Annotated in this window: 12 protein-coding genes; 5 read left to right on the forward strand and 7 right to left on the reverse strand. The window is 59.5% G+C overall.

What is annotated here, in order from left to right:
- Positions 1–76: 76 nt before the first annotated feature.
- Positions 77–1,789, reverse strand: a complete 1,713-nt coding sequence (locus LOY68_RS13955) for a hydrogenase maturation protein (RefSeq protein WP_265045277.1) — start codon at positions 1,787–1,789, stop codon at positions 77–79.
- A gap of 275 nt (positions 1,790–2,064) precedes the next feature.
- Positions 2,065–3,912: an amidohydrolase gene (locus LOY68_RS13960; protein ID WP_265045780.1), complete on the reverse strand. Its 1,848-nt coding sequence runs from the start codon at positions 3,910–3,912 to the stop codon at positions 2,065–2,067.
- Positions 3,913–4,187: 275 nt separating this feature from the next.
- On the opposite strand from LOY68_RS13960, the gene LOY68_RS13965 reads away from it, so the two are divergent.
- Positions 4,188–4,778, forward strand: coding sequence for a hypothetical protein (locus LOY68_RS13965; protein WP_265045278.1), 591 nt, complete (start codon positions 4,188–4,190; stop codon positions 4,776–4,778).
- 193 nt (positions 4,779–4,971) lie between these two features.
- Here LOY68_RS13965 and LOY68_RS13970 read toward each other — a convergent pair whose 3' ends face one another.
- Together LOY68_RS13970 and LOY68_RS13975 are read right to left on the reverse strand one after the other, a co-directional pair.
- Positions 4,972–5,286 carry an SCP2 sterol-binding domain-containing protein gene (locus LOY68_RS13970; protein WP_019690779.1) on the reverse strand — a complete coding sequence of 105 codons (315 nt, stop codon included), beginning with the start codon at positions 5,284–5,286 and terminating at the stop codon, positions 4,972–4,974.
- Between the two features lie 63 nt (positions 5,287–5,349).
- Positions 5,350–6,060 (reverse strand): histidine phosphatase family protein, encoded by a 711-nt coding sequence (locus LOY68_RS13975; RefSeq protein WP_265045282.1) that lies wholly within the window; start codon positions 6,058–6,060, stop codon positions 5,350–5,352.
- Between the two features lie 206 nt (positions 6,061–6,266).
- Here LOY68_RS13975 and sohB point away from each other — a divergent pair, with 206 nt between their 5' ends.
- The 3 genes from sohB (at position 6,267) to LOY68_RS13990 (ending at position 16,211) form a co-directional block, all read left to right on the forward strand.
- The gene (gene sohB / locus LOY68_RS13980; RefSeq protein ID WP_054615030.1) at positions 6,267–7,289 is read left to right on the forward strand and encodes a protease SohB; all 1,023 of its coding nucleotides are present in this window, start codon (positions 6,267–6,269) and stop codon (positions 7,287–7,289) included.
- 247 nt (positions 7,290–7,536) lie between these two features.
- On the forward strand, positions 7,537–12,366 hold the full coding sequence (locus LOY68_RS13985; protein ID WP_320110098.1) for a dermonecrotic toxin domain-containing protein: 4,830 nt from the start codon (positions 7,537–7,539) through the stop codon (positions 12,364–12,366).
- Between the two features lie 47 nt (positions 12,367–12,413).
- Positions 12,414–16,211 carry a dermonecrotic toxin domain-containing protein gene (locus LOY68_RS13990; RefSeq protein ID WP_265045285.1) on the forward strand — a complete coding sequence of 1,266 codons (3,798 nt, stop codon included), beginning with the start codon at positions 12,414–12,416 and terminating at the stop codon, positions 16,209–16,211.
- Positions 16,212–16,283: 72 nt separating this feature from the next.
- On the opposite strand, the gene LOY68_RS13995 is transcribed toward LOY68_RS13990, so the two are convergent.
- Both LOY68_RS13995 and LOY68_RS14000 read right to left on the reverse strand, forming a co-directional pair.
- Positions 16,284–16,778, reverse strand: coding sequence for a DUF934 domain-containing protein (locus tag LOY68_RS13995; RefSeq protein WP_054055126.1), 495 nt, complete (start codon positions 16,776–16,778; stop codon positions 16,284–16,286).
- Positions 16,762–18,420, reverse strand: a complete 1,659-nt coding sequence (locus LOY68_RS14000) for a nitrite/sulfite reductase (RefSeq protein ID WP_265045287.1) — start codon at positions 18,418–18,420, stop codon at positions 16,762–16,764. Before LOY68_RS14000 ends, LOY68_RS13995 begins: the two co-directional genes overlap by 17 nt.
- Positions 18,421–18,942: 522 nt before the next feature.
- Here LOY68_RS14000 and LOY68_RS14005 point away from each other — a divergent pair.
- Positions 18,943–20,016, forward strand: coding sequence for an ABC transporter substrate-binding protein (locus tag LOY68_RS14005; protein WP_265045289.1), 1,074 nt, complete (start codon positions 18,943–18,945; stop codon positions 20,014–20,016).
- Here LOY68_RS14005 and LOY68_RS14010 read toward each other — a convergent pair.
- Positions 20,013–20,231 carry a DUF2970 domain-containing protein gene (locus LOY68_RS14010; protein WP_054055132.1) on the reverse strand — a complete coding sequence of 73 codons (219 nt, stop codon included), beginning with the start codon at positions 20,229–20,231 and terminating at the stop codon, positions 20,013–20,015. The genes LOY68_RS14005 and LOY68_RS14010 overlap by 4 nt on opposite strands.
- Between the last annotated feature and the right edge of the window lie 220 nt (positions 20,232–20,451).

Here is a 20,451-nt window from a genome sequence, read left to right on the forward strand (position 1 = left end):
ATTGGATCTGTGTCGTTCAAAAATCCCCTGTGGGAGCGGGCTTGCTCGCGAAGAGGCCATCACAGACGCCGAAAAATCAACCGGCTAACTCAACTGCCCTGGCCCACTCCGCCACCAACCGCTCAGGCGTCCCACACGCCTTGCGCTTCAACACAAAATTGCGGCACTTCTCGGCAAACTGCTTGCGGTTCTGCACCATGTCCAGGTGCATCTCCTCCAGTTCCGCATTCCGACAATGCTGCATCAACTGCGTATCGCTACGACCCTTGCGCTCGCGAATCGCCGCATACGCCGGATCACTCAACGCGCCATTGGCCCGTTGCAACACCCACAAGCCAAACTCATCCGGGCAGCGCGGACCGATTTCCTGGACCATCCCCAGTTGCAACGCCTGGGTCGCGCTGACCGGCAGGCAGTCTTCCGTGAGTTTTTCCGCCATCGCCTGGCCCACAGCGCGGGGCAGGCTGTAGGTCCAGTATTCGGAGCCGTACAGGCCCATGGTTTTGTAGTGCGGGTTGAGCACGATTTCGGCGCGGACGAAGACGATGTCGGCGGCCAGCGCCAGCATCACACCGCCGGCCCCGGCACTGCCGCTCACTCCGCTGATCACCAGTTGCCGGGCGGTGAGCAGTTCCTCGCAGACATCATCGATCGCCTGAATATTCGCCCAGGCTTCCAGTCCCGGCACTTCGGCGGCCTGAATCACATTCAAATGCACGCCATTGGAAAAGCTGCCGCGTCCGCCCTTGATCAGCAGCACCTTGGTGTCCCGCGCCTTGGCCCAGCGCAGTGCGTCCACCAACCGCTGGCATTGCTCGGTACTCATGGCGCCGTTGTAGAACTCGAAGGTCAACTCGCCGACTTGCCCGGATTCACGATAACGGATCGGTTGATAGGCTTCGGTGTTGAACGGGTTTGAGGCGATTGACCAATCGAGGGTCGGCACTTCGCGCAGCTGTTGCGCGAGTACATGCCGGGCCGGGCGCTTGAAAGTCTCTTCGCCGGGCAACGGTTTGCGCCGCAACGATCCGATCCACACGCTGTGATCACCGGTTGCCACCAGCACCGCGTCGTCATGCACTGCCAGAATTTCCCCCGGCGTACCGCTGCGTGAATCCAGATGAGCGTCATACACGTAGTACTGACCGCCCGCCAGACTGGCCAACACACCGGGCTGACCGTCGGCTGCGTCGATGCTGCGTTTGATAAAGCGTGAGCAGTCGTGCCAGCTGAAGGTGCGGTCGACCTGTTTCATGTTCGGCTGCAAGCGCCCCAACACGTGGTGCTGGCTGTAATCCACCGGCACCGGCACGAAACCGGTGACGAATTTTTCCACGACTTCGCGGATGCAACGAATCGCCGCGTCGCTGACCCGCCCGTTGTACAACTCGGATTTGCGCAGGCCCTGGGGCAGGTTGAATTCGCACGTGGCCCAGACCGGTCCGGCGTCCATTTCCTCCACCGCTTGCAACGCGGTGACGCCCCAGCGCTCGCGCTCATGGGTGATCGCCCAGTCCAGCGCGCTGGCGCCGCGATCACCGACGATGCCCGGATGGATGATCACCACCGGGCGCCGGGTGTTGCTCCACAGCTGTTGCGGCACCCGGTCCTTGAGGAACGGGCAGATCACCAGATCGGCGCCGGCGTGTTCGATTTGTTCAAGCACTGCGTCTTCGTCGGTAAACAGCACCACGCTGGGTGAGTGCCCGGCCTCGCGCAATTCCAGCCAGGCCCGTTGGGTCAGGCCGTTGAAGGCGGATGACAGCAGAATGATCTTGAGTGAACGCATGAGTGCCTCTTCCTTGAGCGTGTGCAGCCGCGGCTCCCAATGAGCCGTCCCTGGCTTTCGATGGAAGCGCGATGGTAGTGATTGCGCGAAGGTGGGCTACTGACGGGGATCAAGCTTGTGGCAAACACCACAGTCCCAATGTAGGAACGGGCTTGTGTGGGAGCGGGCTTGCTCGCGAAGGCGCTGTGTCAGTCAACGTCAATGTCGACTGATACACCGCTTTCGCGAGCAAGCCCGCTCCCACAGGGGGGGGGCAGTGTGAGTGAAATCGGTGGTTAGAACGCGAAACACGAGCAGCCAAACGCGCCCCAGAATCCCTGGAAGTCACTGACCGGCGCCGACGACAGCCGCGCGCGTTGGTGGCTATGGGCATGCACCGCACACGCGCCGACACACTGGTGAACCTGAGCGGTCAGCGGCGCCAACGGTTGCCAGTGCCCCGGCACCTTGGCGACCGGCGACCACTCGGGCACTACCGGAATTGGCGGCGGTGAGAGTTTTTCAAACTCGGCGTTGCCGTAGACGATTTTGCCATCGACGATGGTCAGCACCGATTCGATCCACTTGATCGCTTCGTCCTCGATGTGAAAGTAGTCCGCCGACAGCGCAATCAAGTCCGCCAGTTGCCCGACCTTGATCTGGCCTTTCTTGCCTTGCTCGGACGAGAACCAGGCGCTGCCGTGGGTGAACAATTCCAGCGCGGTGTCGCGGCTCAGGCCTTGCGGGTACAACTCCAGGCCGCCAACGGTGCGACCGCTGACCAGCCAGTACATTGAGGTCCATGGGTTGTAGCTGGACACGCGCGTGGCGTCGGTGCCGGCGCCGACCGGGATGCCTTCGGCCAACATGCGCGCGATCGGCGGTGTGTGTTCGGCGGCTTTGGCGCCGTAGCGGTCGACGAAGTATTCACCCTGGAACGCCATCCGGTCCTGAATCGCAATGCCGCCACCCAAGGCTTTGACCCGTTCGATGTTCTGCGGGGTGATGGTTTCGGCATGATCGAAAAACCATGGCAAGCCATCGAACGGAATGTCGCGGTTGACCTTCTCGAACACGTCGAGCATGCGGCCGATGGATTCGTTGTACGTGGCGTGCAGGCGGAACGGCCAGCGCTGCTCGACGAGGTGACGGACCACCGGTTCCAGCTCCTGCTCCATGGTTTGCGGCAAGTCGGGGCGCGGTTCGAGGAAGTCTTCGAAATCCGCCGCCGAAAACACCAGCATTTCCCCGGCGCCGTTGTGCCGCAGGAAATCGTCGCCCTGACCGTAATGCGAGGTGCTGGTCCAGTTCTTGAAGTCGGTCAGTTCTTCCTTGGGTTTTTGGGTGAACAGGTTGTAGGCGATGCGCACCGTGAGTTGCTGGTCTCTGGCCAGTTGCTGGATGACTTGATAGTCGTCCGGGTAGTTCTGATAGCCGCCACCGGCATCGATGGCGCTGGTCAGGCCGAGGCGATTGAGTTCGCGCATGAACTGGCGGGTCGAGTTGACCTGATATTCCAGCGGCAGCTTCGGCCCCTTGGCCAGGGTCGAGTAGAGGATCATCGCGTTCGGGCGCGCGATCAGCATGCCGGTCGGGTCACCATTCGCGTCACGAACGATCTCGCCACCCGGCGGGTTCGGTGTGTCGCGGGTATAGCCGACCACTTTCAGCGCGGCGCGGTTGAGCAGGGCACGGTCGTAGAGGTGCAGCACGAACACCGGCGTATCCGGTGCTGCCTTGTTCAGTTCTTCAATCGTCGGCAGGCGTTTTTCGGCAAACTGGAATTCGTTCCAGCCACCCACTACGCGGACCCATTGTGGCGTTGGTGTGCGGTCCGCCTGGTCCTTGAGCATGCGCAACGCATCGACCAGTGACGGCACGCCTTCCCAGCGCAGTTCGAGGTTGTAATTCAGGCCGCCGCGAATCAGGTGCAGGTGCGAGTCGTTGAGGCCAGGAATCACCGTGCGTCCGTGCAGGTCGATGATCTGCGTGCCGGGGCCTTGCAGGGCCATGGCCTGGGCGTCGCTGCCCACCACCACGAAGCGTCCGTCCTTGATCGCCACCGCGCTGGCCTGGGGCTTCTTGCGGTCAACGGTGTGCAAGCGTCCGTTGTACAGAATCAGATCTGCCGGGGCATCGGGCATGGTTTTACTCCCTGCGAAAAGTGGGCTGACCCAGGCACCGACGGCGCCTGCCGAAAGGCCTTGCAGTACGCGGCGGCGGTTGAATCCGTCGTGCTCGTCAGGTGGGCTCATGGCAGTCTTCTCCGCTCAGTTCTTCATAAAAAAACAGGGATTGAACAGCCGATGTCTGACGCATGCGGCCAGAAGGAATATAGACGGCAAATCCATGGCCGGCCTGTTTTAACTCAAGGGCAGATCGGTTAGATTCCCCGCCCGCCCAAACAAGGATGTAGACGATGATTAAACTCAGTAAGCCGAAAGGTATCTTGATCGCGGCACTGATTGCCGTCGGTCTGGGCGGGACTTACCTCTACGCCGGGCAGAGCAGCAGCCTTCCTGACCAGGTGATGATGACGTCTCGCGAAACAGGTCCTGTTGGGCCGAGGTTCGATGCCACGAAATGGTTTCGAAGTGGCATGTACGTGCCGCAGGAGCTCGACGGCGGGATCAATCCGTACATCATGACGCGCAGGGAGCCGTTTGTTTTCAAGGCCAAGGACAACGTATTCCTGGTCCAGGAAACCCTTGAGGCGCTGAAAGATGTTCAGCCTGAAGTGAATACTCAGCAGATCTGGGACACATGGCCGGTGCTGACTCGACGTGTGCGTTACGAATCCAGCGTTTTCCTGGCCCCGGATAAGCCGGCGGATCTTTACAACCTGTATCTGCAAGTGAGTTATCGCAGGTTTGTCATCAGCCTCAGACTCGAAGGCGATGAAGGTGAACTGCGTTATGACGGTGATGTGACCGAGGTCAACAGCGTCGATGCGCTGGAAGAAGAGCACACCAAAATCTTCGAAGACATGGACGACGCCGGCACGCGTTGAGTAGGTTGCCTTTGTAGGAGCTGCCGAAGGCTGCGATCTTTTGACCTTGTTTGTGATCTTCATCGGCACCGAAAAGATCAAGATCAAAAGATCGCAGCCTTCGGCAGCTCCTACGCAGAAACGACGAATCCCGCCACAAGGGGCGGGATTCGTGTGCAGCCAGAGAGGCTCCCCGAAGCAGGGAGCCGTCATCTTACGAAGGGAACAGCTCGGACAGTTTCATCGCCAGCATCATGTCGCCTTCAGCGCGCAATTTGCCGCCCATGAACGCCTGCATGCCGTCGGTCGAACCGTCGACGATGCCTTCCAGGGTTTCGCCGTCCATCACCAGAGTGACCTGGGCGTCCGGGTTCTCGCCTTCTTTGAGCTCGCAGGTGCTGTCTTTGACGATCAGCGAGAAGTTCTTGGTGTCGTCGATGCGGAAACCGAATACCAGGTCCAGACCGGCAGCGGCGGCTGGGTTGAACTTGGCTTTCATTGCTTGTACGGCATCAGCTACGGAGGTCATGGTTCGATCCTTTCTTGGTTAATAAGTGCTGGGGATTACAGCCAGGGTCACAATAGTCCGGACTCAGCGAAACGTGATGAGTTCCGGGGCCTTCAGCAGTTGCAGGTGTGCATGACTGTTGAAGGAAGCCAGAGCCACCTCGCGACCACGAAACTTCAGTTGGTTGAGCGAGGTGTTGACGATTTGCCAGTTGAGCTCAAAGGCCTGCCGCGCAGGCATTTGCGTAATGAGGTGGAGCAGGGCGGTGATGGTGCCGCCGGAAGTGAACACGGCGATTTTCTGCGTGTTGTCGGCCTGTTCCAGAATGCGATGCAGACCGGCCTGCACACGTTCGACAAAGCCCAGCCAACTTTCCAGCCCGGGCGTGTCGTAGGTGCCGGCCAGCCAGCGCTCGATGATCAGGGCGAAGATGCGCTGGAACTCGGCGCGGTTTTGCGCGGCGTTGCGCAGGATATCGAGAGCTTCCGGCTCGTCTTCCAGCATGGCCGGGAGCAGGGCGCGGATCACCGCGTCGGCGTCGAATTCGTTGAAGGCAGAATCGATTTCCAGGGTCGGCACTGGCAAGCCCGTGGCGGCGTACTGTTCCAGCGCGCTGTTGGCCGTATGTTGCTGGCGGCGCAAGTCCCCCGACAGGCAGCGATCGAAGCTGACACCCAGCCCGGCCAGGTGCTGGCCGAGGATTTCTGCCTGGCGTACACCAGTCGGCGACAGGACGTCATAGTCGTCTGCACCAAAGGAGGCCTGGCCATGTCGAATCAAGTAGATGCTGCCCACGTCCGCGTCGTCCCGGTACGTTGAAGGTTTGGCGAGGTTATGAGGATGACCGTGAGCTGTCAATGAAAAACATACGCTTGTTTGAAATGCTCGTTACAGGCCTGTTTCCAGAGGTTTCATGGCTGGCCCCAAAGGCGGGGCATGGGTATGCTGGAGCCATCGCGCGCGAGTGTTTCAGCAGCGCATCAGTATTAGAGGAGTCCTGTGTGGAGTTTTTTGCCGAGTACGCCAGTTTTCTGGCCAAGACCGTGACCCTGGTGATCGCCATTCTGGTGGTCCTGGCCAGTTTCGCGGCATTGCGCAGCAAAGGTCGGCGCAAGTCGGCCGGTCAGTTGCAGGTCAGCAAACTCAATGATTTCTACAAAGGGCTGCGCGAACGCCTGGAGCAATCGCTGCTCGACAAGGATCAGCTCAAGGCCCTGCGCAAGTCTCAGTCCAAAACCGAGAAGAAACAGAAGAAGAAACCCGAAGCCAAGGCCCGGGTATTCGTGCTGGATTTCGATGGCGACATCAAGGCGTCGGCCACTGAAAGCCTGCGCCACGAGATCACTGCACTGCTGACCCTCGCCACGCCCAAGGACGAAGTGGTCCTGCGCCTGGAAAGCGGCGGTGGCATGGTTCACAGCTATGGTCTGGCGTCATCGCAACTGGCACGCATCCGCGACGCCGGTGTGCCGCTGACCGTGTGCATCGACAAGGTCGCCGCCAGCGGCGGCTACATGATGGCGTGCATCGGTGAGAAGATCATCAGCGCGCCGTTTGCAATCCTCGGTTCGATCGGCGTGGTGGCGCAGTTGCCGAACGTCAACCGCCTGCTGAAAAAGCACGACATCGACTTCGAAGTGCTGACCGCTGGTGAGTACAAGCGCACCCTGACCGTGTTTGGCGAAAACACCGAGAAAGGCCGGGAGAAGTTCCAGGAAGACCTGGACATCACCCACGCGCTGTTCAAGAACTTCGTCGCCCGCTATCGCCCGCAACTGGCCATTAATGAAGTGGCCACCGGTGAAGTCTGGCTCGGCGTGGCGGCGCTGGACAAACAACTGGTGGACGAACTGAAGACCAGCGACGAATACCTCTCCGAACGCGCCAAGGGTGCCGAGCTGTACCACCTGCACTACGCCGAACGCAAAAGCCTGCAGGAGCGCGTGGGCCTAGCAGCCAGCGGTTCCATCGACCGCGTGCTGCTGAGCTGGTGGAGTCGCCTGACCCAACAACGTTTCTGGTAATCCTTGCATGAGCCCGGCCACTTCGGTGGCCGGGCTTTTTTGTGGGTGATTGTTTTACGGCATAAATATGAAGTTGGCAGGTGGTACATATGTATTGTTTAAATTCGAGTTGTTGATTTGTTTGTGCAAGTTCCAATCGGTTATTAGCGCTTTTTATTGAAGTACCGAGCGATAGACTGGTGATTCTTATGAGTCGCAAGGATCGCTGACTATGTCTTCAACGCCAGTTACTACAACAACCCAGGATATGACGCCCGAAGAGCAAGGCGTTTTCTTCGATTTCTTCAAGCGTAAAAAGCTCCCTGCATGGCTGCTGGAAGACACCCTGCAAAGGCGCAAAGGCCTGCACGCTGCCCTCGTCGCCAGTCATCACTCCCGTGCCGATGTCATCAAGGCCATCGGCGGATTGAAAAGTCCGGAAAAATTCTGTGCTCCATTATTGGCCAAGGCCATGTCCGATAAGCTGGGCGAGCCTCTGGATATAAACGGTATTGTTTTTCAGCATATACGCTCCACTTCCAGTTTTCTGGGACTTAATAAAAAACTCGTGTTGCCTATCGATAGGGATTTGTTAGTCGCTGCGTGTGAGAACTTTGAGGAGAGTGAAACGCTTGCCAGTAATTATCATGAAAAATCACTGATCTATCAGCCGAAGCGTGTCAACGGAAGAGCCAACAAAGTGCTGGATATCCAGCCCCATGAGTTTGCACAACTGTGTCGCCAGCTGGACTTGGGCAAGCAATACCAGACGCACCTCGACAGTGTTTTTCAGCCTTATGTCAGCACCGGCGAGGTACAGAAAACGTATTCGACTCACGCCCGGCGGCAACTCGACGTTGATCGGCACACGGCGCTGATGCAGAAACACATTGGCGAGAAGGTTTTCCAGATGCTTGGAGAACTTGTGCAAAGCCAGGCGTCGATCAAACTCGACAATCACACCGTCGCCTTCAAACGCCTGGATCTGTTGGAGCACTCACTGCACGGCGCGATGTTGATCGTAACAGTCAGTGATGGCGCCTATGCCGACAATCCCTGCGTGCTGTATTTGCCCGGTGACCCAAACCAGCCATTGAAGGAATACCCGACTTACAGGCGATTTGAGCTCGGCCTGAGTGATCGACTGCGTACCGAGGCTTTCGCGTCCTTTGCCAAGGGGTTGGTTACTCTCGTGGATCGGGTCGGCTTTGAGGACATGCTGAAACTGCGTCTGCTGGGGGCCACCGCGAACTGGATACTGCCATCCCACACGGGCTTCATACCCGTGACGGCTGTCGCGACCGGTATCGATTTTTTCTCTGAGCTTTACCGCCAGCACATGGTCAGGGTGCTGGCCGATGCACGGCAACTGGTGGTGCCGACCGGCGATGAAGACGAAAAAACCCGCATTGCACGGCTGGAAGGTTACGAAGAGTTGGGACTCAATATTGCTTTGTTCGCCGCTTCATTCATCCCGGTGGTGGGCGAGCTATTCATGGTGGTGGCTGCGGCCCAGTTGTTACTTGGGGTTTACCACGGCGTCGAGAGCTGGGCCGCCGGCGAGGAGGAGCTGGCCACGGATTACTTCTTCGACACCCTGGAAAACCTCATTATCATGGCGGCACTGACCGCAGGGGTGGTGACGGCGAAAGTCACGTTCCTGAAGGTCCGGGGCTCGAGCTTTGTCGAAAGCTTGCGCCGGGTCAGGTTATCCAGTGACGAGGAGCGTTTGTGGAAGCCGAGCCTGGTGCCTTACCGACAGGACATGACGTTGCCGGCCTGGCTCAAACCCGATAAAAAGGGGCTGCGCTGGATCAACGATCAGGCCTACCTGGTCGTAGACAAACATGTCTATGCCGTTCGCCAGCAGGCTGACAGCGGCCTGTGGGAAGTGCAGAGTCCGGCGATCCGGGAAACCTATTATCCGCGACTCGAAACCAACGACGCAGGGGCCTGGCGCCACGATTCCGAGCTGCCTCAAGCGTGGGATCGATTGAAGCTGTTCCGGCGAATGGGCTATTCGGAGCAGGACATTCCCGACCCCACGGCGCTGCAAATTCTGGCGGTGAGTGGGGTCGATGAGCGGGTTTTGCGCCGGGTGCTGATTGATCGCATGAACCCGCCAGCAATGTTGGTCGATACCGTTCGCCGCTTTGCCACCGATCAATCCGTGAGCCGGTTTATCGAGCAGTTGCAGGGCGCAACCATCGAGCCCTTGGCCGATGCCGATTTACAGATGCGGTTGTTGATGACCCTGAAGAATTGGCCGTTGCAGGCAGGGCTCAAAGTAGTCGATGTCGAAGGCCGAACGTTTGAGGCGTTTACTCATGTCGATGCCAAGGCAACGGCGAAAACCGTCACCCTGACACTGGCGCAGTTGAAGGAAGGGCAGTTCTACACCAGTCTCCTGGCCGGCCTGAGCGACGCCGAACGGGAAAGCCTGCTGGGCACAACGAGCAAGGTGCCCGCCGAACAGATCAAGGCGCTGTTGCACGTGCTGGCGGAGCAGGCTGATCGCAAGCGATTGGAGTTGTTCGGCTGGATTTACCAGCGCGTTGTCTCTGTGCACGAAAACCGCGCTACACCTCTGCGCAATCAGTTTCCCGACCTGCCGATCAGCGTGCTCGATGAGTTGGTCCATTACGCCGAGGACAGTGAATGGAACGAACTGGATGACGGTAAAGTCCCGTTGCGCCTTGCCGAAGAAGCCCGTCGCTTCCAACAGGTGGTGCGTATCAGCCGGGCCTACGAGGGGCTGTACCTGAACGCGGCCGGAGGTATCGACACCGACCGGTTGGTGTTCAATACCTTGAAGAATATGCCGGGCTGGAAAGGCGATATTTATCTTCAACTGTTGGAGTGGTCGTTCTACACCGAAGAGTTCGCCAGCCTGGGCTCTGCCGACGCCACACAAAAACTGATAATCAATGCTTTTCCTGATCGATATGAAGCGCTGAACGAGAATTACGGCTTGCGCAGCAATCTGCCGGGGCGCACTCGCGAACATTATTTCCAGGCGCTCTGGGAAGGGTTGACGACACCTCGCCGCAAAGCACTGGGCGTGACGGGGGAGGCCGGTGCGTTGGCGTTGCGCGAAAAGATCACGGCACTGGCGCTGGAGCGCCAAGCGATGGCTGGCCAGGTCCTGGGCATCGCCTTCAGCCGCACGGGGTATGTGTCACCCATGCGCCTGGCCGATCCCTTGCTGGGGACGGGTTCCGGCATGCAGCTCGCTGAGGACCTCACGACACCGGTCAAGTCCGCCGCGTTGGTCCAGCGTGCCCAAGAGCTGTATCCCACCCATTCACCGGAACGGATCGATCTGTTCCTGACAGGGTTGGGGCCGGTCGAGGTGCTGGTCGCCAGAAAACTGGAGAGCCTCAGGCTCGAATTCCTGACGATCGTCGAGATCTTGCAGGGCTGGATACGCCGCGAGACCTGGTACCAGCAGGGCGATGGGCCCCGGGTCAAAGTGTCGATGCTGGCCAAATCCAGGATCAGCCGGGAAATAATCCGTTGCTGGCGCAAGGAAACCCCTAGCCGGCTCACGCTCGACGGTCGTCTTCATGAGCTATCGTTCCCTGCGCTGCAGGTCGGGGACTTGCCGATCATTGCCGGTGATTTCAGCCACGTTGGCTCTCTGGTCATGGACCGTATGGGCGCCAGCACCGGGATGAACAGCTTTTTGCACAATTTCAAACAGCTGCGACACCTGTCACTGGTTGGTAATGAGCTGACCCGGTTTGCCCTGGCCATCGGCGACATGCCCCGGCTTGAATCCCTGAACCTGAGCGACAACCAGATACGACTGACCAGCGATTCCGCTGATCAACTGGCCGGGTTGACCGAGCTCAAAATCCTGAACCTGAGTAATAACCCGACCTTGGCCCTGACCCCCAATGTCGCCCGAATGACCCGACTCGAGCGGCTGGAGTTAGGCAATACGGGCATCAGTGAATGGCCGGTGGGCGCCACCGGGCTTTCCGGGTTGCAGGTGCTGGACCTGCGTGACAATCGCATCACCCAGATCCCCGAAGACGTGTTTGCAGCTGCCGGTCGGTTGAACAGGGGCACGGACATTGGTGGTAATCCATTGAGCCCCTCGACACAACAACGGGTTTTGTCTTATCAACTCACCGCGCAAATCAGTATGGGGCTGCTGCTGTCAGGTCGCTCGCAGGGCCTGGTCGAAGCCGTGGCGGACATGAGCATGAGCGCGACCTGGCTGACAGGCGTAACCGCCCAGGAAGCGGTGCCAAAACGCGTCATGTGGGGTGCACTGTTGGCGTATCCGGAGGGCGCACCGTTTTTTTCGTTATTGGCGCAATTGCGCTATACCGCCGATTTCCGGATGGTCTACCGCTCGTTGAGCCTGCGGGTGTGGGACGTGGTCTCGGCGGCGGCTGAAGACGATGCCCTGCGGCGCGCGCTATTTCGCATGGCCAGCACCGGTCGCAGCAGTGCCGACGGGATTTCCCTGTTGTTCAGCGACCTGCATGTGCGGGTGCTGTGCTACCGGGCCATGATCGCCGCCAGATCCGGGGTAAACGCCCTGGAAGGTCAACTGGCCCAGCTGTTGCGCGGCTTGTTCCGGTTGCAGGAAGTCGAGCGGTTGGCCCTCAACAACATCCTTTCACGCCGAAGTACTGGCCCGCTGTCGGACCAACAGGCCATGGAAGTCAGCCTGGCGTTCCGCGTTGGCCTGGCCGAGCGCCTGAACCTGCCCGCCCAGCCGCGAGAGCTGAATAACCGCCTGAGTGTCGACGTGATTCCGCCCACTCTTGATTGGGCTTACACCAAGGTAGTAGCGGCAGAGCACACGACGCAATTGCTCGACTGGATCTCGGCCCAGGAGTTCTGGACCGAATACCTGGAAAGCACCCATCGCGAGCAATTCGATGAATTGGCCATCCGCAGTGCGCTCGCCTTCACTCAACTTGACGGCCAATTGCATTACACCCGAGAGCAGTTCAATCAGAGCATGGACGGCATCGTCACCAATTACAGGAATGAACGCTCGACGTTGTTCAGGCAATTGACCTCGCAAGCCCTGGCACGCCATCCCGAACTGGTACTGCCGGCGACTGCGGGACGCTGAGAACGGCGCAGACAAAACACGGAACCCGATCACGGCAAGGATTGCACATGAACGCATTCGAAGATTCAGGCAAGGCTACCGAGATGATCTCCCATCTCGGGCTGGACGCGGTCTTGCCCATGACCGCTGCCCAGTACGCGGCGAAGCTGATCCACCAGCGTTGGGGCGAAGTGTCCTCAAGCGCGCTGCTGGTGGACCTCAATTACGATTTCTACGGTTACCCGGCCGTCGGCGATGTTCATTTGGCCAAGGTCCGGACTTCGCAAAGTCTGGTTCAGGTCCTGCTGAATAACTATCAGACGGTGGGCGCCGGCCGTTTTGGCGAGACCGCTTTTGGTCTGTACACGCCGCCGGCAGTGGGTCCGCAGGTGCGGATCGTCGAGATCGACGAGTCGATCAACCCCGGCGGCGGCTTTCGCGATTACGAAGGTCTCTACCGCAAATCCAAACCACAGCGCTACGGCCCGGACACGCAACTGGCCCTGCAACCGGCGGAGTTCAAGCAATGGGTATGGGAGCTCGAATTCAAGGACCTGTATGCCGCGTACGTGCTTGATGTCTGGCCCGGCGACGAGACGATCCTGGCGTCGGCGGCCTATCCGTTACGTACCGGAGTGAAGACGGCATTTGTCATGGCGGCCTGGCTGCAACGCCAGGAGAACAGCGTGAGCGAGGCCGGGTTGAGCCTGGCACTGCGCGCCGCCGGACTTGATCCTCGACAAACCTGGGCGCAACTGACGGTGGCGCAACTGCAAGTGCAGGCGCCGATTCCCCCGTCGGTCGAAGCGACACGCCTGATGATCTATCGCTACACCTCCAGCGATATCTGGAGTTTCAAGGACAAGGCCAGTGGCCGCGTTGTGCTGTACGTACCGGGAAACTCTTCACCGTTCCACGAGTTTGCCGATCTTCACGCCTTGCGCGCATGGCTGGTCGATAACGGTCGTGATGCCAGCAAGCGCCAGGCGCTGGCGGCGCATTTTGCCGAGGACGATCGCGAGGACGGTACTTTTCACGCCGGTGTGCTGACGGCGCTTGAAGGCATGGCCACATACCCTCGCCAATACCAGTTGAAAAAAGGCCACGGCTTCTTCAACAACGATGGTTACTGGCCGGCGGGTGATTACATTGATCTGCATGTGCCGGAGGCGGCAACTGATCCCTTTGCCCAGTGGGTGCGGGTCATGAAGCAAGCGGCCGAGGCCAGCATCGAAAGCATTCGTGACGATGCCCAGGTCAATCGCGACAACTTGAGTGCGGTGGTCGAGCCGGTTGCGCAATGGATCGAGAAGTTTGGCCCGTTGGCCTTGTTCGTACCCGGCGCCGAGGGCTTGCTGGCACTCGCCGGGCTGATCGATGCGGGTTATGGGCTGGCGCAAGCGGTAGATGGCCTGACGCCGGATGAACGTTCGGCCGGGGTCACTCGCACGGTATTCGGTTTGCTCAATGCCTTGCCGGTCGCGATGGCCGGCGTGGCGCTCAAGACCGAAGAACACGCAGTGGCGACTACGCTCCGGGAGCCTGAGTTGATCGAGGCACCCGCGCCGGCAATGGTCAGCGAAGGCGCCGCCGTCAACGAACGCCTGCGCCTGTTACGCGGCCTCGGACCCGAAGCAGCCTCCTTCAGCGATGAAGTATTGGGCCAGATTGCGCATGTCTGCGATATCGACAATGACCTGCTGTCCCTGATGCAGGCGGGTCGCCACCCACCGACGCCGATCCTGGCGGACACCCTCGCGCGGTTCCGGATTGACCAGGAGGTGCGGCAGGAGTCAAACGCAGCCGAGCTATTCAGGCAACGCTACGCCGCGCTACAGCACTCTGAGCATGCTTGGGTGAAGCTGTTCCAGCAGCATTATCCCGGGTTGCCGAAAAACGCCATCGAACAGATTCTGGACCGCGCGGGCGTGGACATCGAGGTGGCTCATGCCCCGGCCGACGCCAAACGTGTACTCAGTGAATTGAGCGCCAAAGCGCAGCAATACGCGCTGAATGTCCGATTGACTCGTGCCTACGAAGGTTTGTACCTGCGATCAGTGGAGCAGGCTGACAGCGACGTGCTGGCGCTGCACTCGCTGCGCCGGCTGCCGGGATGGTCGCCTCAGACGCGCATCGAAATTCTCGACGGTGCATCCACGAACGCCCGTGTACTGGACAGCATCGGTCCTCGCGATGGTGGTCGTTATCGCCAGTTGATCAAGCAAGGTTTGCGTTATCAGGCTAATCCTCCAGTCACCGGCAACACCGTAGATTTCCCCACCGCGCTGCTGCAAGCGCTGCCAACGGAGCAGCGATCGGCATTGGGCTTGCGCCCGGACAGCGCGTTACTGGACTTGACAATGAAGCTTCGCGAGGCGGCCTTGCCCCGTGCCGAACTGGTCGTGGGGCTGCGCCGAATGGACGCCGGGATGCCATTCGACAGCGTGGGGTTGCGCGGTGGTGGCTACCCGGCGACCGCACAAGGTGAGGCGCTGTCGAGGAATCTGGTGAAGTGGCAGCTCCAGGAAATTTACCCGCAAATGACCGTGCAAGAGGTCGACACATGGATTGACGACGCAGGTCTCAGCGCTCAGGCCCGGCTGGCCAGTCTCACTGATCAATTGCAGCAATTGCGCATCGACCTGGCGGACTGGATCGAACAGGTCGAAACCGATGCTGAGGATATGGACATCGATTTGCTCGAACCGGGCGAGGAGGACGCCGAAGGGCTGAGTCTCGAAGAGATCGAAGAGGAAAATGACGGGCGGATCAACGAGGCCATCGAGTATGAGCGACGCACCCGTGTCGAACTGGCCAATGAACTGCAGGCTTTGTGGCAGCGACGCGGCAATACCGGCAGTCGTGTGTATTTCGAGGGACAGTTCGTGGGCTTTCGGCTGGATCTCGACTTTGAACAACTGCATAGCCTGCCAGCCATGAGCGTCAAGTTGCCGGACGTCGTGGCGCTGTCGGCCGCGAATTTCGTCTTGACCCAGCCCGCAAGCCTGTCAGGTTTTCTGGAGTGTCTGCCCAATCTGCGTACGCTTGACTTGGGAGGGACCGACCTGCGTGTCGTCATTCCGGGCGTTGGGGTGCGCGCCAGCCTGCCTGACGTTATCAACCAACTGACGCAGCTCACCTACTTGAACCTTCAAGAGACGGGTTTGGTGCTGACTGAACAAACCGCCGGCAAGCTCGGCGAATTGACCCGTCTCGAAACTCTCGACCTCAGTGACAATCCGCTGGGTGTGCCGCCGGTGGTGTTGCAGATGCCGGCCTTGCGGCGCTTGTACCTGCGCGCCACGGGCATCCGGAATTGCCCGGTGGGCGTGCTCGAGCACCCGTATCTGCAGCGTCTGGACCTGCGCGACAACCTGATTACGCGGATTCCGCCAACGGTCAGGAAACAGTCGGTGGGCGCAGATAATTTGCTATTGGCGGGCAACCCGTTATCGGATGAGGACACCCTGCGCTGGGTCGTGACCCACCGCCAGCAAACCGATATCAACGTGTGGATGGGCTTGCCCAACGGCGATGTCTTGCAGCCTGATGCCTGGCTGGTGGGGCTTGCACCGGAGCAGGCCGCGTTGCAGGTTCAACGCTGGCAGCGGCTGGTGGCTGAGGCGGGGAGCGAGCGGCTGTTTGAAACCCTTGAGGTGCTGCGGCGCACGGCGGATTTCCTGGTGGATTACGCGCCGTTGCAACAGCGGGTCTGGCACTTGGTCGACACACTCGAGTCGTCACCGTCGCTTTGCCAGCATCTGTTCCGTGAAGTGCAGTGGCCGGCGATCAACTCCAACAACCCGTTTGCGGGTCTGGCCGGGCTCGAAGAAAGCATCACGACGTATCGGGCGTCTGGCCAATAGCACGGACTTTCTGACAGGCGAAAAAAAACCTTGGGCCCCGGCGCAATGCCAGGACCCAAGGCCTTTTAGCCATCAGCGGCGACGGAACAGCGGCAGCGGTTCGTCGGTGGCGGCCTGGTACGTCACCGAGAAGTCCTTGAGACCTTCAAGGGCTTCGTACGGATCTTTGTCGGCGCGAATCGCAAAGGCGTCGAACCCGCAACGGCGCAGGTAGAACAACTGGTCGCGCAGCACATCGCCAATCGCCCGCAGTTCGCCTTTGAAACCATAACGGTCACGCAGCAGGCGGGCGTTGGAGTAGTTGCGGCCATCGGTGAAGGCCGGGAAATTCAGCGCGATGACCTGGAAGTTGTCCACGTCTTCGCCGATTTCTTCGGCTTCTTCATCGGCGTCCAGCCACACACCCAGGCCACCATCGCGGGCCTTGAGCATGCGGCCGTGTTCGCGCCACAGCGACAGCGGCACGATCAAGTCGTCGCAGTTGCTGATCTCGTCGATGTTGAAATCCTTGGGCAGCAAGTGCCAGGTTTCGTCGACGACTTCGTTGTTCTTAATGATTCGCTGCATAGACGCGCTCCTTGAAGAGGTCGATACCAATACGCTGATAGGTGTCGATGAAGCGCTCGTCTTCGTGACGTTGTTCGATGTACACGTTGATCAGCTTCTCGATCACATCAGGCATGGCTTCCTGGGCGAAGGACGGGCCGAGGATCTTGCCCAGGCTGGCGTCACGGCTGGCGCTGCCACCCAGGGACACTTGGTAGAACTCTTCGCCTTTCTTGTCCACCCCGAGGATGCCGATATGGCCGACGTGGTGGTGACCGCAAGCGTTCATGCAACCGGAGATGTTCAGGTCCAGTTCACCGATGTCGAACAGGTAATCCAGGTTGTCGAAACGACGCTGGATCGATTCGGCGATCGGGATCGACTTGGCGTTGGCCAGGGAGCAGAAATCGCCGCCCGGGCAGCAGATGATGTCGGTCAGCAAGCCGATGTTCGGCGTGGCGAAACCTTGCTCGCGCAACTCGCCCCACATCGTGAACAGTTGGGACTGTTCAACGTCGGCCAGGATGATGTTCTGCTCGTGGGAGGTGCGCAGTTGACCGAAGCTGTAACGCTCGGCCAGGTCGGCCACGGCGTCGAGCTGCTTGTCGGTGATGTCGCCCGGCGCAACACCGGTCGGCTTCAGGGACAGGGTCACCGCCACATAACCCGGCTTCTTGTGGGCCAGGGTGTTGCGGGTACGCCAGCGGGCGAAACCCGGGTGTTGTTTGTCGAGGTCGGCCAACTCGGCGCTCTGGTTGTCCAGGGCCTTGTAGTCCGGGTCGACGAAATGCTTGGCGACGCGATGCACTTCGGCTTCGGTCAGCGTGGTCTGGCCACCGCGAAGGTGTTCCATTTCCGCATCGACTTTTTGCGCGAAGACTTCAGGGGTCAAGGCTTTGACCAGGATCTTGATCCGCGCCTTGTACTTGTTGTCGCGACGGCCATAGCGGTTGTAGACCCGGAGGATGGCGTCGAGGTAGCTCAACAGGTCCTGCCACGGCAGGAACTCATTGATGAACGCGCCCACCACCGGCGTACGGCCCAGGCCGCCACCGACCAGCACACGGAAACCCAGTTCGCCAGCGGCGTTGTGCACTGGCTCAAGGCCAATGTCATGGACTTCGATGGCCGCACGGTCGGAAGTCGAACCGTTGATGGCGATCTTGAATTTGCGCGGCAGGTAAGCGAATTCCGGGTGGAAGGTCGTCCACTGACGGACGATTTCGCACCAAGGTCGCGGGTCGATCAATTCGTCGGCAGCGACACCGGCGAACTGGTCGGTGGTGACGTTGCGCAGGCAGTTGCCGCTGGTCTGGATCGCGTGCATCTGCACGGTGGCCAGTTCAGCAAGAATGTCTGGAATGTCTTCCAGCGCCGGCCAGTTGAACTGCACGTTCTGCCGGGTACTGATGTGGGCGTAGCCCTTGTCGTAGTCGCGGGCAATCTTGGCCATCATTCGCGTCTGGCGCGAAGTCAGTTGGCCGTAAGGCACCGCCACCCGCAACATCGGGGCGAACCGCTGGATATAAAGGCCATTTTGCAGGCGCAGGGGGCGGAATTCTTCTTCGCTCAGCTCGCCTGCCAGATAGCGTCGGGTCTGATCACGGAACTGCTTGACGCGGTCCTCGATGATCCGCTGATCGTACTCGTCGTATACGTACATATAAGTCCTGTTCTCAGGCTTGGGCCGGTCGGTTCCAGTTGCGTTTTTCGCTTGCTGAAGTTTCCGATACTGCCTCGGCAATTCTGCGCGCACGGCCGCGCACTCCCTACGGAGCCGGGGCAAGATACCAGTTTGCAGTTATGCGCAAAAGTGATGTTTGAGTATATGTAAAGAACCAAAACGACTAACGAGAACCGTTATTGATAAACCCCTATTTGTGGTGAGGGCAATCGTCGTCTTTACTGTGGTCGAGTCTTTATGCAATCACCGATAAAACCGACAAGAGGCGATGCAATGAGCAACCCGACCAAAGCAAGGAAAAGCGACAGTACCGTTGACGCTTGGGCGATTTTGTTCCTGATCATACTGGTCGTAGGAACCGCCGTTTTCTGGGTCAGTCACCAATAGCGACCCGTCCGGGCCCGGTTCCGACGGATTGTCGGACAAAAACCGGAATAAACCCCGTTTTTCGGGCGTTCGCTGGCTATAATGCGCGGCGAATTTCCGGGGCTCGGACCATTAATGTTGAAGTATTTGTGTGGTGTGTTGCTGACGCTTGGCTCGGTCTTCGGATCCTGTGCCCAGGCGGCATCGGTGCTGTTCCTGAGTCCGGGCAGTACTAACGAAGCGTTCTGGATCAGCTATGGGCAATTCATGCAGGCAGCGGCCACGGACTTGGGCATGGACCTGCGGATTCTCTATTCCCAGCGCATGCCCGAACTGACGATTGCCCAGGCGCGCACGGCGTTGCAGGGGCCTGATCGCCCGGACTATCTGGTATTCGCCAACGAACAATACGTCGCCCCGCAAATTCTGCGCCTGGCCCAGGGCAGCGGCGTAAAGCTGTTCATGGTCAATGCGTCCCTGACCGACAATCAATTGAGCCTGCTGGGTGAGCGCCCGGACCGGTTGGGCAGCCTGGTGCCTAACGATGAGGAGGGCGGCTACCTGATGCTCAAGGAACTGATCCGCCAGCATCCTCCAGTGGCCCCAGGCCAATCCATCGATTTGCTGGCGTTTTCCGGCCTGAAGATCACGCCGTCGGCGCAACTGCGCGAGAAAGGCATGCTGCGCGCCTTGGCCGAGCACCCGGAAGTGCGCTTGCGGCAACTGGTCTACAGCGGCTGGACGCGTGATCGCGCGTATGAGCAGGCGAAAATGCTGTTCCGGCGCTACCCGCAGGTGTCGCTGGTGTGGTCTGCCAATGACGAGATGGCGTTCGGTGCCATGCAGGCGTATGCCGAAACAGGAAGGAGGCCGGGCGTGGATGCGTTGTTCAGCGCTTTCAATACCTCGCCTGCGGCGTTGAAGGCGATTATTGATGGACGCTTGAGCGTGTTGTTGGGCGGACATTTCACCCTGGGTGGCTGGGCGATGGTGGAGTTGCACGATATCGATCAGGGCGTGGACTTGAATCAGTACGGTGGCCGTGACCGTCAGCTGCCGTTATTGCAACTGATCGACAAGACCCAGGCCAGGCGAATGCTGGCCATGGGCGATGCGCCGGATTTCGGGGTGAACTTCCGGCACCTGTCGGCCAAGGGGCGACCAACGTCCTACCGCTATCCGTTCAACCTGCAAACCTTGATGCACTAAACCCCTGCCAGCAACAGCACCAGCTTCACGATGCCGAACAGCGACAGCGCGAAGACTGCGGTGAACAGAATCCCCAAAATCACGAAATGACTCGGCTTGCCGTGCGTGAAGTCGCGAGCGCGATTCTTCCCGCTCTGCACCCCGAACGCCGCCGCAACCACGCTATGCAGCATCTGCCACAAGGTTGGCGGCTTGTTGTCGACTGGATCGTCCATAAATCCCTCGTCATGTTTGTGTGAGCCATAAGCATAGCCAATCGCACAAAACCTGTAGGAGCGAGGCTTGCCCGCGAAGAGGCCGTCCCATCCAACATCTCTGTTGACTGTTAAGCCGCCTTCGCGGGCAAGCCTCGCTCCCACAATGGATCAGGGTTAAACCGGGAATTCGTGAACACCCCAAACCCCTGTAGGAGCGAGGCTTACCCGCGAAGAGGCC

Source organism: Pseudomonas sp. B21-053, assembly GCF_026016365.1.
Taxonomy (GTDB): Bacteria; Pseudomonadota; Gammaproteobacteria; order Pseudomonadales; family Pseudomonadaceae; genus Aquipseudomonas; species Aquipseudomonas nunensis.